Genomic DNA, 14,429 nt, shown 5'->3' on the forward strand with positions numbered 1-14,429 from the left:
AAAATAAAACACCAATTTAAAAATAGCGGACTAATGCCAGCATTAGTGATTTAGTGTCATCAGTGTATAAAAAAACCGCCTCAAAATTGTATTAAGACGGCTACGTTTTTGTTCTTTTCTTTTTTTGTCTTCTCCTACGATTTGACAAAAAGAGTTTCTGCATTTTCAGTAGTCTGCTTTTTAATTTGATCAAAATCCACTTGGTATACGTCTACTAATTTCCCTGCAACAAGAGATAAGTAGGAGGACTCATTTCGTTTTCCTCTATAGGGAACCGGCGCCAAGTATGGGGAATCGGTCTCAAGAACGATATGCTGAAGGGGAATCTCCCCTAAGAATTTATCTATTCCTCCATTTTTAAAAGTAACGACTCCTCCAATTCCAAGTAAAAAACCAAGGTCAATTGCCTGCAGTGCCTGCTCGTGGCTACCCGTGAAGCAGTGGAAAATCCCTCTTAATTTAGGATGACGTTTTCTCTCTAACACCTCAAAGACCTCGTCAAAACTTTCTCTTGCATGGATCACAATAGGGATATCGAGCTCGATTGCCCAATCGATCTGCAATTCAAAAGCATGAGTTTGGATTTCTAGGGTTTCCTTGTCCCAATATAGGTCTATTCCAATTTCTCCAATCGCACAAAACGCTCTCTCCTCTAAATAGGCTCTTACCAGCTTTAATTCGCTTTCGTAGGTTTCCGGCTTCACACTGCAAGGATGAAGTCCCATCATTGCGTAAATGCGATCTGGATACCTCTTTTCTAGCGCTAGCATAGACTCGTGCGTGCTCGAATCAATGGCAGGCAAATAGAATTTCTCTACGCCGACATTTTGAGCTCTTTCTATGGCCTGATCGCGATCTTGATCGAAGGCTTCTGAATACAAATGGGTATGGGTATCTATCATCATTTCTCAGCTAAATCCTTGCTTTTAGAGATCGTCTAAAAAAATAGGATGGTTCACTTTTTCTCTTTGCTTCTGAATTTTTCGTTTTAAGGCTTCCCTAAATTCAAGGTATTTGGGATCTTGCTCCTGGGAGGAGCGATGTTGCAAGGAGCGCATTATTTTTAAGTTATCTTCAATAAACTCCATCGTAGCCTCTGAAAAATAAGCATTGCCAAACTTTTCAAAAATATAATTGACTGCCTGCGCATTGGGATGCAGCATGTCCTCTTTGTAAAAACGATAGTCTCGTAGTTCGTCCAGCATGAGCTCATAGACAGGCAAATACGTCACTTCCTCGTACTGCTCGACTATTTCGTGCATTGTACTTAGTAAAAGAGCCTTGCTTCGTTGGTTCTCAACGATACCCTCTTTCGTATGACGCACCGGAGAAAGGGTAAAAAGGATGTTAACGCCTGAGGGGCAAATGTCCATCAGATCCTCCACCATTTGCTGCATGGAGGATTTTATTTCCTCTGCACTCAATAAGCGTTTCTTAAAATACGTTCCGGGTAATTTATGGCAATTGGCCACAATTTGAGGACGCGGCAAAAACTCGTGGACATAGGCGCTTCCAAAGGTCACGACAATCCAATTTGCTGACTGCAAAAACCGATTGGAAACCTCAATATCCGCATTGATTTTCTCTAGGGTTTTGTGCGCAAATCCACTGTTGTATTTTGAGTGATGATCTAAGGAGATCACCTTGTCTTGGTACTGAATTAAATCCTCTTCTGTATACACTTTGGAATCGTGCGCCGCCCTTACGGCCTTGGCAATCGAATAGGGATTAAATAGAGTCCCAAAAGGATTGTGACAGGTCTGAATTTGCCCTTTGTCCAAAAGACTAGAGATCTCACTTGAAAAACAAGAACCGATGGAAAACACAAGGTCTTCTACTTCTAACTTAACGCTAGATTCTGGAATCGGAACAGGCGTACGGAACTCCATTGGAAGAATTAAGATTCGCGTTTAAGTAAATAATTGGCAAGTTCAATGAAGGGCTTTTTCTTCTCTTCAGAGAGATTAATTTCCCCCAAGAATTGTTGCCCTAGTTCGTTATGCTTTTGGATCAAACGAAGCACTTTCTCATCCACCTTTGTACGACGGAAGATTTTTAGAACTCCGTGAAGTTTATCAATGTTTTCTGTTTTTTTAGAATACCAATATTCTAGTTCCTCGCGTTCTTCTTCGCTTGCATGCTCCATGGCAAGCAGATACAAAACGGTCTTTTTATTTTCAAAAATATCGCCTGCTTGGCGTTTTCCGAACTGCTCCATATCGCCGAAGACATCGAGGTAATCGTCCATGATTTGGAAGGCAATTCCAATGTGCTTTCCAAATTGGTAAAGGTTCTCTGCCTCCTTATCACTCGCCCCTGCAATCAATGCTCCTATTTTAAAGGAGGCTGCGCTTAAAACACCGGTCTTGCTCGTAATCATTTGAATGTAATCTTCATAGGTTACATCCGCCCGGGTTTCAAAATTCACGTCCATCTGCTGACCTTCACAAAGAATGGCCGCGGTTTGTGAAAAAATTATCGTACATTTTTTAAAAAGCTCAGGTTCTAAGTCTTCAAAAAACTGATAGGATTTAATAAGAAGTGCATCGCCCGATAGAATCCCAATGTTTATTCCATGCAAAGTATGAATGGTAGGTTTCCCTCTTCTAAGAGGAGCTTCATCCATAATATCGTCATGGATAAGCGAGAAATTATGGAAAAACTCAATGGCTAATGCAGGTTTGATTGCTTTATCTAGGTTTCCATCAAAAAGATCATTTCCCATAAGAACCATCACCGGTCTTAGGCGTTTTCCTCCGTGCGAAATAATATAGTTGATCGGATCGTAAAGCTCCTGGGGCTCCTGCGTGAACTTGAATTTTTCAATCGCACTGGCCACGACATTCTGATATTCTTTTATAAATTCCATAGACTTCTAATAAGACACAAAAATAAGACTAATTCAGCGGGTAAAAAAACAAACCATTTGATTCCTTTTGAAAAAAACAGGAAGTTCCATCTGGATCTCAAAAGCTGTAGAACTCTAGACTTCTTCTCTACTCTAACCACAAAAAATAGCGAGCCGTTTAGGCTCGCTATCTATAGAAATTTGCGTTATTCTTTAAGTGAATAAAGTAACTAAATAATACGTTACCCCTGCAATCAGAGCACTAACTGGAATGGTAATTACCCAAGCCCAAAGAAGGCTAATGGTAATACCCCAACGTACGGCCGATATCCTTTTTGTAAGTCCCACCCCAATGATAGATCCTGTAATGGTATGGGTAGTGGATACGGGAATCCCTAAATGGTCCGTTAAGAATAGTGTAATGGCTCCTGCACTTTCCGCAGCTACTCCTTCTAGAGGCGTTACTTTGGTAATACGAGTTCCCATCGTTTTAATAATTTTCCATCCACCACTCATCGTTCCAAGCCCAATGGCTAAGAAAGATACGAGGGGAACCCAAAGGTAATGCTGAGCAAAATAATTAAATCGTTCTGAAGAATCCATCACGGCATATATATCGTCTCCTCCAATCATATTTACGTGGTAAAAGATAATTGCAGCTCCAATAATCCCCATGACCTTTTGCGCATCGTTTAGTCCATGTCCCACACTGAAAAGTGCAGAAGAAACCAATTGCCAGTTTTTAAACTGCTTTTCCGCCTTGTGCGGTTTAGCATTCTTCGCTAAATTGACAATAATAAGTGTGATGATTATGGAGATAATCATCCCGATAATCGGGGCAAGGAAAATAAACAAAAAGATAGGAATCACTTTGCCATACATAACCACGTCTTGTGTCATAAGCTGCATAATAGCCTGCCTAAAGGTTTCAAAGAAGGATAAATCTGGGCTTGCCAGTTGTACCTGCGCATAGTCCAGAGAAAAGGCATGCATTAAAGCAGCTCCTAAAAACCCTCCAATTAACGTATGTGAAGAGGAAGAAGGAATTCCAAACCACCAGGTAAGTAAGTTCCAAAAAATCGCTGCAATTAAACCGGAAAAGATTACTTCAAGGTTAATGAAATTTTCATTTACCGTTTTGGCAATCGTATTCCCAATTTTAAATTCTCCAATGACGTACGCGGCAAGAAAGAAGGCAGCAAAGTTCCATACCGCAGCCCAAAGAACAGCCTGAAAGGGTGTTAATACTTTGGTTGACACGATGGTGGCAATGGAATTGGCCGCATCGTGAAACCCGTTAATGAAGTCGAATATCAGAGCGAGCGCAATGATGATAATTAAAAGTACTGGAAAGTCCATGAAATTGATCTAGGGTAAATTAAGCGTATTTGATCACGATGTTCTCGATGGTATTCGCAACATCTTCCGCCTTGTCCGTAACCACTTCTAGATACTCTAAAACGTCTTTTGCTTTAATGATCGTAATAGGATCCCCGTTTTCAAATAACTTAACTAGCGCTTGACTAAGTACGTCGTCCGCAATGTTTTCAAAAGAATTAATCTTAATGCAAGATTCTTTTACAGCTGCTGGGTCTTTGAATCGATTCAAATTCACAATCGCTGTCTTAATTTCAATACAAGATTTGTGAATGAGAAGCGATAGCTCGCTGAATTCTTTAATCTCAGGGGTTTTGTATAAGAAGATATACTTTGCAGAAGCGTAAATGTAATCTGCGATGTCGTCAAGCCCGGAAGCAAGTAAATTGATGTCTTCACGGTCAAAAGGAGTAATGAAGTTCTCTCCTAGTTGTACGAAAATCTCATGGGTTAGATCATCCATTTGATGCTCGTAATCACTCATTTTTCTTAGGAGTGCATCGTCGTTTGTATCGAATTCGAGGAGTCCCTCATGGAATTCTTTCGACATTTGAACCAATTGGTCTGCGACCTTTTCAAACAAGACAAAGAACACTTTGTCCTTTGGTTGGAATGCTTTAAACATGTTTCCTATTCCCATTGTAATTGTGGTTATTTTTCAGGGTGCAAATATCGGTATAAGTCAAGAGAGGATTTAAAATTTAATATTAAATTTTGTTAACATTAAAAAATAAGCAAAAAAAATACCGGAACTTACGTTCCGGCACTTCTTAATTTATCCAGCCACTTCGGCTCTCATGTCTTTTCCTTTAAACTTCATCGATCCTAAATTGCTTAGAATCTCTTGTTGGAAATCTTTGTCTACTTCAAAGAAAGAGAATTTTTCTAGGATTTCAATGTCTCCTACATCCGGTCTCTTGCGAGATTTTTGTGTAGCCTTATTGATAATATCTAGTAAGTCCATCTTTCTTAGGTTGTCCTTTTTCCCTAAGTTAAAGAAAAAACGGGTCATGTTTGCATTGCTACGACGTTTTCCGCCGCGGCCTCCGTCTCTGTCTCTACTAGGTCGATCCGAACCTCTAAAATCGTCTCTTCTACGATCGTCTCTACCTCCTCTATCGCCTCTGTCGCGATCGTCTCTACGACGGTCTCTTCTTGAGGATGGAGCGTCTCTCTCGTCGGAAAGTCTTTCGCTTTTAAGATCTTTCTTATCCTGATAGAATAAAGCCAAATCTCTTAGTTGAAATTGTAAAAGTTGGTGAACAAGTTGCTCTTTGGTAAATTCAGACAAGTCTGGAATTAAAGAATCATCGAAAGTGAAAAATTCTTCGTGCTCTGTGAAAAGTCTCTCAAAGACCCCTTCCACTTGAGACTTGATAATCACGTCGCTTGTCGGAACTTGCTTTTCTTGAATATCAATTTTCGTCACCGACTTGATTTGCTTCAATTTACGTGTTTCGTCTGGTTTTGTTAAAGCCATCGAAATTCCGTTCTTCCCTGCTCTTCCGGTTCTACCACTACGGTGAACAAAAACTTCAGGATCGTCCGGTAACGAAAAGTGAATTACGTGAGTAAGTGAGTTCACATCCAGTCCTCTTGCCGCTACGTCTGTCGCTACAAGAATGTCAATGTTTTTCAAACGGAACTTCTTCATGACCGTATCTCTTTGGGCTTGGGAAAGGTCACCGTGCAATGCATCTGCAGCGTAGCCGTTCTGCATTAAAAAGTCAGCCACTTCCTGGGTTTCCATACGAGTACGGCAGAAAATAATAGAATACTGGTTAGGATTCGCGTCAATAAGTCTCTTAAGAGCCTCTTTCTTTTGACGGTACCCTACGACATAATATTCGTGCGTAATGTTTTTCTTAACCTCGTTGATAGATCCTACCGCGATGCGATGAGGTTGGGTTAAGTAATTTCTTGAAATACGTTCCACTTCTTTGCTCATAGTGGCAGAGAAAAGGTAAGTGAGCTTTGTGTCAGGAGTTTCTCTTAAGATCGTTTCTAAATCGTCTTTGAAACCCATCGAAAGCATTTCGTCTGCTTCGTCAAGCACCATCCATTGAATTTCTGAGAAATCAAGGGCTTTACGGTTAATTAAGTCAATCACTCTCCCAGGAGTTCCCACAATGATTTGCGGTTTGTCTCTAAGTGAGCGCATTTGATCCACAATACTGCTACCTCCGTAAACCGCTGTGGTTTTGAGGTTTTTCATGTACTTGGAGTAATTCTTTATGTCTTTCGTAATTTGAAGACATAGTTCGCGTGTCGGGCAAAGAACCAAAAATTGGATTTTACGACTCGTATCGTCAATCATATCCAAAATCGGAAGCGAAAACGCTGCTGTTTTGCCTGTTCCCGTCTGCGCTAGAGCGATTAAATCGCGTGTATCTGATAAGATGAAAGGAATAGTCTGTTTTTGGATTTCTGTCGGGGCTTCGTAGCCCAGTTCGCCAATTGCCTTTATTAGATCAGGACTTAAATTGGACTCGGAAAATAAATTCATTCAGTAATTTAAAAATTTTTGCAAAAGTACAACAAATAATTGAATAACAGCTAATAAGTAATTTACTCAGCAGAATCTTGCCGCTCCACGCCTACCTCTCTCACTGCCTTGCAATTGCGAACTTTAGCCCCTTACTTTCTCTAAGAGAAAACCCCTTATAGTGCACTAGAGCCCACTTCGTAATCTTCACTTTTTTTTAAGGATTTGCTAATTCAACCTCATATATAGACTTTAATGCCCTGAATTCTAGTTAAAAAAGAATTCGAAATCCTTCTTTTTAATTCCCATTTGCCACAGATAAACGCTCCAAAACTTCCAAAAAGTTTGGATCTTCGGGTGAGATCGCATAGTAAAGTGCAATGTCTGAGGTTTGATCCACCACCATAAAACGAGGAACCCAGTTTAGTTCAATGTATACGTTAAATGGATTTTTCCACCCCTGGTCAAACCAGTAATGATCCCACGATTCCATATTGTATTTTGCAAGACCTCGGTTCCACTGCTCATAAGAGCGGTCCAAGGAAAAATAGACAAAATCCACCTGGGGATACTTCTCTTTGATTTCTTGGGTTTTGGGAAGCGCCAAAATGCAGTCTTGGCACCAACTTGCCCAAAAGTCAATCACAAGAATCTTTCCTTTGTACTTTTCAAGCACGGCTCCCACGCTGGTTTTTGTTCCGCTTTTTGCGGTCAAACCTTCGGCTAGGGCCTCTGTTGAAAAGGAGGTTTTTGGAGATTCAGGGGCTCTTTGAGCATAACCTAAGGAAAAAACAAGGACAAAACTAAAGAGTAGAATTTTTTTAGAGCACGTTTTTATTGAAATCATTTCGTTTATTTTTTAAGTTCGAGTAGGACTATTTCTTCCGGAGAGGTAAAGCTTACCTGTCCGTTTTTCACTTTTGCACTTGCACCTGAATAGGCATCTCTAAGCGTAACTCCCTCTGGAAAGACCCCTTTCACATCCACCTGTTTTTTTCCAGGCGAAAGAGAAAGACCGACAATGACCTTGTCCTTATCAAGCACTCTTGAAAAATAGTACGGACTTTTTGAAAGCATTTGGTGTTTACCGGCTCCGATCGCAGAATGCTGGGCGCGAAACTTACCTAATTTTTGATAATGCGCTAAAAGTTCCTGCGTAGCAGGACTGCTTTGAATCTCTTCCCAATTCATAGTACCACGAAGGGTGGCATCTCCTACGGCGCCCTCTAGAATTAAACTCCTACCCGACTCATCTCCATAATAAATTTGAGCAATCCCAGGCGATAGTAAAAGTTTGGTAGCAGACTCAAAGCCTCTCTTTCTCTCTTTGTCGAAAGGGGTACCGTCGTCATGTGACGTTAAGTAATTCATCACGGTTATCCCTTTCAAAGGACCGGATAGCTTCTGATCGTAATCCTGAAACAAATCCTCATACTCCTTATTTGCATCGGATTTAAAATCAAAATTAATGAGAGCATCAAATCCGTTTTCAAAGTAATTCACCTTGCGATCCGAAAAATCGTACTCTTTCTCTTGAGAAATTCCATAGCCATAAACTTCCCCTACGAGGAAGAAATCCTTTTGGTCCAGAACCTTTGTAGGATTAGCAGCTTTGTATTCTAAGAAAGCGCTCTTAGCCACTTTCGCAAAGTCTTTCCAAACTCCTTCTTCCGTATGCTTCACTGTATCCACCCGGTAGCCGTCGATTCCAAACTCTTTGATGTAATCGCTAAGCCATTTCATTACGTAATACTTCGGAGCGCGGGGATATCCTGTTTTCTCAAAGAACGCGTCTAGTTCTGCAACTTCTTTTTCGTAGCGATTCTCCTTTTTCCATTTTTCCACTAAACTCGAAGGCAGCTCCACCGGAAGACTGCTTTCTGTACGAAGGTCCGGAAGATTTTCAACAAGCGTACACGAAATGGTAGAGTGGTAATTTTCATACGTGCAGGTAGGCTCTGTTCTTACCCAGCTAGTCGGAAAAACCGGGTCGATAGAAGTCACGGGTCCGGTGTGGTTAATCACCGCGTCCAAAACAATACGAATTCCTCTCTTGTGCGCTTTCTCGACAAATTCTTTCAAATCTGCAATCGATCCAAAATTGGGATCCAGCGCAGTCCAATCCTTTGCCCAATACCCATGGTAAGCGTACGTAAGACCTGTGCCTTCATCCACCGCCCCATGAATCTGTTCCACAAGCGGCGTAAGCCAAATGGCATTAATACCTAGGTCCGTAAAATACCCCTGGTCTAGTTTTTCAATCATTCCTCTTAAATCACCGCCTTCAAATCCGCGATACGCTCCGGTAGACTGCGTGCGACCAAAGGATTTATCGTTGGTAGGATCTGCATTGGAGAAGCGGTCTGGAAGCACAAAATAGAGATTGGCGGCTTGCCAATTAAAAGGGACCGCTCTAGAGGAGAGCGTGGGATTTACACTACAAGAACTAAAGCTAAGTAGGGCTACAAAGGCGATCAGAGTCGTTTTTAAAGTCATAGGAAAACAGAATTTCTATCAAACAGTGGAAAGCTAGCCTTTCCCTTTCAATAGCGCTAAAATTAGTGATTTTTATAGGAATTGAAACGCCTAAATCGAATCTCTTCAGTTATACAGTTTATTTAACATCTTTTAACGAAAAATACTATCTTTGTTTGAAAGAACTAGCCTTTTATGTCTCTATACAGTCAACTGGCCGAAACCCTTTCTTACATCGCTCCCTCGATTTACAAAGAGCGATTTTTCAAGAAACTCAAGCATCTAGACGCCTTGCATCGTTTAGAAAGCAAGGTAGAACCTGAACTCTATTGGCTGAAAAAGCAGGTGCAAAAAGACGATATTTTTCTAGACATCGGTTCCAACGTCGGAACCTACTTATACACCCTCGAAAACACCCTCAAATCAGATAATTTATACGGATTTGAACCGAACCGATTTCTGTACAAACGTTTAAAGAGACTATTTCCTACGCTTCCAATTTTCCCACTTGCCCTTGCAGATCAAAACCAAATGGCAGAATTTAAAGTTCCTGTGATTCGGGGCAGCAAAGTAAAATCCAGGGGCACCCTACAAACCCACTTAAAAGAAGAAGGGGAAGAGGCAGGAGTTTACCAAAAGGTGAAAGTCATGCGTCTTGACGATTGGGCTCCTATGGAACATTTTGAGAGACTTGATTATATCAAAATCGACGTGGAAGGAAGTGAAGAAAAAACCCTAAAAGGGGCACAGAAAACGATCAAACGTTTTAAACCAACCCTTTTGGTTGAAATTGAGCAGCGGCACCATGAGTACCCCATATGGCCCCTAATTCTGGAAGTCTGCTCCTGGCAATATAAGCCGTATTACGTGGATCCAAGCAGCCTTGAACTTATTCCCCTAGAAAAAGATTTTTACGAATCTCAAGGTAAGGAAAATTCAAATTCTAGGACACCGTACATTAATAACATTATCTTTGTGCCCGAAAAATGAGTGTAGTATCGCGACAAGGGTTTAAGTACTCTTTAATTGGGTATTTTGGGTTTTTGCTGGGCACGCTCTCAGCACTTTTCGTGTTTCCTCATGACATGGTATTCTATGGGAAACTACGGTATGTTTTACCGGCAGCAGAAATGATGCTCCCCATCGTTGTTTTTGGACTTTCTTTCTCGAATGTTAAGTATTTTGTAAAAACACAAAAAGACGGAAAACATCAAAATTTCTTAAGTCTTACGCTTGTTACTGTGGCTCTTAACTTCGTTCTGTTTATAGGGGGATTCTTTCTGTTCTTTTATCTCTTTCCTCAGTTTAAAGACTCTAAGCTCTTCCAACTCAAAACTTTAATTCTTCCCCTAATACTCATTTTAGCGCTTAGCGCAGTATTCAACAAATACATCTCAAATTACAAGCGAATCGTCGTTCCTAATATTTTTGAAAATCTATTTCCAAAACTAGCAAATCTAGGTACATTTTGTCTTTTTGTGTTTCTAGGCGTGAGTATACAAGGATCCTTTGGATTCTTATTGGGTATGTTCACGCTAGCCCTCATCGGCTATGTTCTCTACGCCAATTCCCTTGAAAAACTAAAACCTGACTTCTCCACTTCCTACATGCAAAAGGATGGATTTTACAAGAAGGTATTGAACTACAGTTTGTTTGGTTTCCTCGGAAACATCGGTAATTACATTGCCTTTAGGGTGGATAACTTTATGATTGGTGAATACCTCTCGTTTAGCGAGAACGGTGCCTACAGTATTATCCTCTCGGTTCTCTCCTTTATTCTAATCCCTCAAATGGGACTTTTCAATATCTCAGCCCCAATTATCAACCGAACGATTGAAGAAAATAATTTTGAAGAGCTTAACCGCTTTCACAAAAGCACTTCCCTTACTCTCTTTTTTTTAGGATCGGTTCTTTTCTCTTGTATTTTGGTGGGGTTCCCTTACCTCACTCATTTCATTGCAAGCGGAGAGGCGCTTAGAGAAGCCTCTCCCGTCATTTGGATCTTAGGCTCCGCAATGATCTTTGACTTAGCCACTGGGTTTAACGGCCATATTATTTCGCTCTCGAAATACTACCGCTTTACCATTGTGGTAATGCTTTTTTTAGCCGTCATGAGCGTAGGTCTCAATTTCTTATTTTTACGCACAACGAACTTAGGAATTGTGGGGATTGCCCTTGCGACCGCAATCTCACTCACGCTCTTTAACGCCATTAAAATTGCATTCAATTACTGGAAATTCAAAGTATTCCCTATTTCCATTGAAATGGTCTACACGACGATTTTATGTACACTCGGAATCACCCTTTCCATCATTCTTCCGGAAAGTAGTTATCCATTTTTGAATCTCGTCTATAAACCTTTGGTGGTACTTCTTGTCATTGGAGTGGGCAATCATTTCATGGGCATATACCCTTTAGACAAGTATCTAAAGTGGAGTTTTTTTAAAAGTCTTTTAAAATTTTAACGAGCTCTTTTCGGCTTATCTCAATTGCAAAAGAAGCCTTTCTAAGGCATTCGATACTTCTGATTTTTGATACCTCTCATAGCTAAGGTGCCCAAGGGAATCTCTTTCTAGTAAGGAAGCAATCGTATTTACTTTTGAAGACTGAACCAAAGGGCAAGAGCTTTTGTAAAACGAGGGAAGCAAAAGAGGAGTAGAAAATTTAATGGCATCTCCAATAGCGCCCGTCATTTTGGTAGTCCCATAGATTTCAACGCCTCCAAAAAACCGTGTTTTCTTATGCAAAGGACACCAAATAAGATCTGCTCGGCTCAAAACTTCGTCAAAATGACCACTGGAAACTTTATGGGTAAAGAATTCAATGTCTAAAGAGGCATAATGCTTAAACTTCAGCTCTTCGAGCCATCTAAGTTCCTTTCCGCTTGCCCTTCCTAAGAAAACCACATGCACCCGTTTTAAAGCCTCCCTAGAACTCGCAAGCGGGGACGACTTCTCGCCATACTCTTTCAACTTATTTAGGACCTCCCGATAATCCCTTCTTTTCTGCGAGACTTCTCCTGGTATGACCAATTGAAATTCATTTCCTGTTTTCTTACGCGTATTCTTGGTATAAAAAAGGGGTAAAACTTTCGCAGCCCCTTTATGCAAATCGCCATCGAGCACCAAAAGACGAGAAGAATCTTCGAAAATCTTTGGAGCCGAAAGAAGTCCTTCTTTTAGCAAAAGTTTGAGTCTATAGACGGTTTGGCTTTTAAAAATAGCCTGGAGCAAAAAGGAACGACTGCGTTTGGGAAAATTTAGATTGTGCGTGATAACATACGTGTTAAATCCCTTTTGAATCTCTAAAAAGAGAGAGAAATAGCGATGAGCGGTTCCAATGAGGACTAAGTCGTAAGACTGAGCTTGCAACTGCTCCAAAAGAACTGTGGAATCGCTCTTTTGAACATTTCCTGTTGCTGAGATTTGGAGCTCTGAAAGAATACGGGGTGAAAAATAAAAATCGATTTGTAGGGTAGTAAAATCCCTCGAAAGCTCCCTGAAATTTCTAGCAATTTCAGCGTGCGTATCCAATTCAATATAAGCCACTCTCACCGTTCTATTCTAAAGAGTTAGTTCTCTGCCTTAAGGCTCGATTTCAAAGACTCGTAATCCATCACGAGTTCTCCCTTCACATAGGTTTTTAGAACTTTCGTATCTAAAATCTTAGTAGGCTCTATCTTCATTATATCCCGATCGAGGACGATGAAATCTGCCCACTTCCCTTTCTCAAGACTGCCTTTCTCCTTTTCTTGAAAACTGCCTTTTGCCGCCCACAGAGTCATTCCTTTTAGGGCCTCTACTCGACTCAGCGCATTTTGCATCTGAAATCCTTCAGAAGGCCAGCCTTTTGCATCTTTTCGAACCACTGCAGCGTAAAAAGTCTTCATAGGACTAATGTCCTCTACTGGAAAATCAGTTCCAAGCACGAGCCATCCGTTTTGATTTAAAAGCTGTTTGTTCGCATACGTATGCGAAAGGCGTTCTTTGCCTAAACGCGATTCTGCCCATGGCATATCCGATGTTGCGTGCGTGGGTTGAACGGAAGGCACGATGGAATACTTTGCAAAAGTGGAAAAATCCTCGGGAGAAATCACCTGCGCATGTTCGATTCGCCAGCGACGGTCGTTTTTGCCTTTTAATTCATTCGCGTACACTTCTAATATCACGCGGTTTGCAGAATCGCCAATCGCGTGGGTATTCATTTGAAACCCTTCTTCAAATAAAAGGGAAGCCATTTTTTTAAAATGAGCCACATCAGAAAGTAAAAATCCAGTGTTAGATGCCTCATCACTGTAGGGGTGTAACAAACAGGCCCCCCGGGAACCTAGGGCTCCGTCCGCATAAAACTTCATTCCATTGACAAAAAGCCGATCGGTTTTAATAATACCTCGGGATTTTAGCCATTGAAAATTGGCCTCAGAATCCGACAGCATGACATGCAAATTGATTTTTAAATCCTCCGACTTTTGCATGGCCTCAATTTCTTCCACCAACGGAAAGTCTAAACCTGCATCCACGACAGTGGTTAACCCTTCCTTAAAACTATACTCCTGCGCTTGTCTCAGGATTTGCTGAACCTGAGCCTTGGTCGGCTTAGGCAAATGCGTAGCCATTTGATCCTTTGCATTGTCAATTAAGACCCCAGAAAGTTTCCCGTCTTTTTTCAAGAGATCCCCACCGCTCATTTTTGTGCTAAGGGTGTACCCTGCGATATCAAGTGCTTTTTGATTCACAATGGCCGCATGACCGTCCACCCTAGTTAAGTAGACAGGACGGTCTGGAAACATTTGATCTAGTTTTTCTTTGCTTGGAAACTCTTTCTTCGTCCATCGATTTTGGTCCCAACCACGGCCTACTAGCCATCCCTCGCTGTGGGATTTAGAAAAATCTTGCAACTCCTCTAAAACGGCGTCCCAGGAGTCAAGTCCGGCTAAATCTGCATTTTGAAGCATGCTTCCAAATCCGTAAAAATGGGCATGCGCATCAATAAGACCGGGCAAAACGGTTTTCCCCAGAGCATCGTAGCTTTGGGAGGCTTTGTATTTGGATAAAATATCTTGATTTGTACCAACTTCTAGGATCTTTCCGTCTTTAACGGCCATGGCCTGACCCATCGAAAACTCCGCATCCACGGTGTAGATTTTCGCATTGTGTAGAATGTAATCGGCTGAATTTTTTTGCCTTGTTTTGCACCCTAAAAGGAAAAGTAAGCTCAAAAGCGGAAGTAGAAGTTTAGGCATAG

General features: G+C 41.2%; 12 protein-coding genes. 2 read left to right on the plus strand and 10 right to left on the minus strand.

All coding sequences use genetic code 11. From position 1 onward, the window contains the following. Nucleotides 1–134: 134 nt before the first annotated feature. The 8 genes from AC3IRX_RS02745 to AC3IRX_RS02780 all read right to left on the minus strand — a co-directional run bounded on the left by AC3IRX_RS02745 (nucleotide 135) and on the right by AC3IRX_RS02780 (nucleotide 9,206). Nucleotides 135–902, minus strand: coding sequence for a TatD family hydrolase (locus AC3IRX_RS02745; RefSeq protein ID WP_489211462.1), 768 nt, complete (start codon nucleotides 900–902; stop codon nucleotides 135–137). Between the two features lie 24 nt (nucleotides 903–926). Then, the gene (locus tag AC3IRX_RS02750) at nucleotides 927–1,889 is read right to left on the minus strand and encodes a GSCFA domain-containing protein (RefSeq protein ID WP_489210951.1); all 963 of its coding nucleotides are present in this window, start codon (nucleotides 1,887–1,889) and stop codon (nucleotides 927–929) included. 8 nt (nucleotides 1,890–1,897) lie between these two features. After that, entirely contained in the window at nucleotides 1,898–2,869 is a 972-nt protein-coding gene (locus tag AC3IRX_RS02755; RefSeq protein WP_489210952.1) for a polyprenyl synthetase family protein, read from the minus strand. Between the two features lie 192 nt (nucleotides 2,870–3,061). Beyond that, entirely contained in the window at nucleotides 3,062–4,207 is a 1,146-nt protein-coding gene (locus tag AC3IRX_RS02760; protein ID WP_489210953.1) for an inorganic phosphate transporter, read from the minus strand. Between the two features lie 19 nt (nucleotides 4,208–4,226). Continuing rightward, the gene (locus tag AC3IRX_RS02765) at nucleotides 4,227–4,865 is read right to left on the minus strand and encodes a DUF47 domain-containing protein (protein ID WP_489210954.1); all 639 of its coding nucleotides are present in this window, start codon (nucleotides 4,863–4,865) and stop codon (nucleotides 4,227–4,229) included. Between the two features lie 135 nt (nucleotides 4,866–5,000). Then, the gene (locus tag AC3IRX_RS02770) at nucleotides 5,001–6,731 is read right to left on the minus strand and encodes a DEAD/DEAH box helicase (RefSeq protein ID WP_459112349.1); all 1,731 of its coding nucleotides are present in this window, start codon (nucleotides 6,729–6,731) and stop codon (nucleotides 5,001–5,003) included. Between the two features lie 277 nt (nucleotides 6,732–7,008). After that, nucleotides 7,009–7,557, minus strand: coding sequence for a TlpA family protein disulfide reductase (locus tag AC3IRX_RS02775; RefSeq protein ID WP_489210955.1), 549 nt, complete (start codon nucleotides 7,555–7,557; stop codon nucleotides 7,009–7,011). A 5-nt stretch (nucleotides 7,558–7,562) separates the two neighbouring features. After that, nucleotides 7,563–9,206 carry an alpha-amylase family glycosyl hydrolase gene (locus AC3IRX_RS02780; protein ID WP_489210956.1) on the minus strand — a complete coding sequence of 548 codons (1,644 nt, stop codon included), beginning with the start codon at nucleotides 9,204–9,206 and terminating at the stop codon, nucleotides 7,563–7,565. Between the two features lie 174 nt (nucleotides 9,207–9,380). Here AC3IRX_RS02780 and AC3IRX_RS02785 point away from each other — a divergent pair, with 174 nt between their 5' ends. Together AC3IRX_RS02785 and AC3IRX_RS02790 are read left to right on the plus strand one after the other, a co-directional pair. After that, nucleotides 9,381–10,175 (plus strand): FkbM family methyltransferase, encoded by a 795-nt coding sequence (locus AC3IRX_RS02785; RefSeq protein WP_489210957.1) that lies wholly within the window; start codon nucleotides 9,381–9,383, stop codon nucleotides 10,173–10,175. Beyond that, complete coding sequence (locus AC3IRX_RS02790) at nucleotides 10,172–11,650, plus strand: lipopolysaccharide biosynthesis protein (protein WP_489210958.1); 1,479 nt, start codon at nucleotides 10,172–10,174, stop codon at nucleotides 11,648–11,650. Before AC3IRX_RS02785 ends, AC3IRX_RS02790 begins: the two co-directional genes overlap by 4 nt. 15 nt (nucleotides 11,651–11,665) lie before the next feature. Here AC3IRX_RS02790 and AC3IRX_RS02795 read toward each other — a convergent pair whose 3' ends face one another. Both AC3IRX_RS02795 and AC3IRX_RS02800 read right to left on the minus strand, forming a co-directional pair. Then, a complete protein-coding gene (locus AC3IRX_RS02795) occupies nucleotides 11,666–12,733 on the minus strand; it encodes a hypothetical protein (RefSeq protein ID WP_489210959.1) in 1,068 nt (355 codons plus the stop codon). 23 nt (nucleotides 12,734–12,756) lie between these two features. Further along, nucleotides 12,757–14,427, minus strand: a complete 1,671-nt coding sequence (locus AC3IRX_RS02800; RefSeq protein ID WP_489210960.1) for an amidohydrolase — start codon at nucleotides 14,425–14,427, stop codon at nucleotides 12,757–12,759. Between the last annotated feature and the right edge of the window lie 2 nt (nucleotides 14,428–14,429).

This window comes from Epilithonimonas sp. KH_059 (assembly GCF_057838485.1).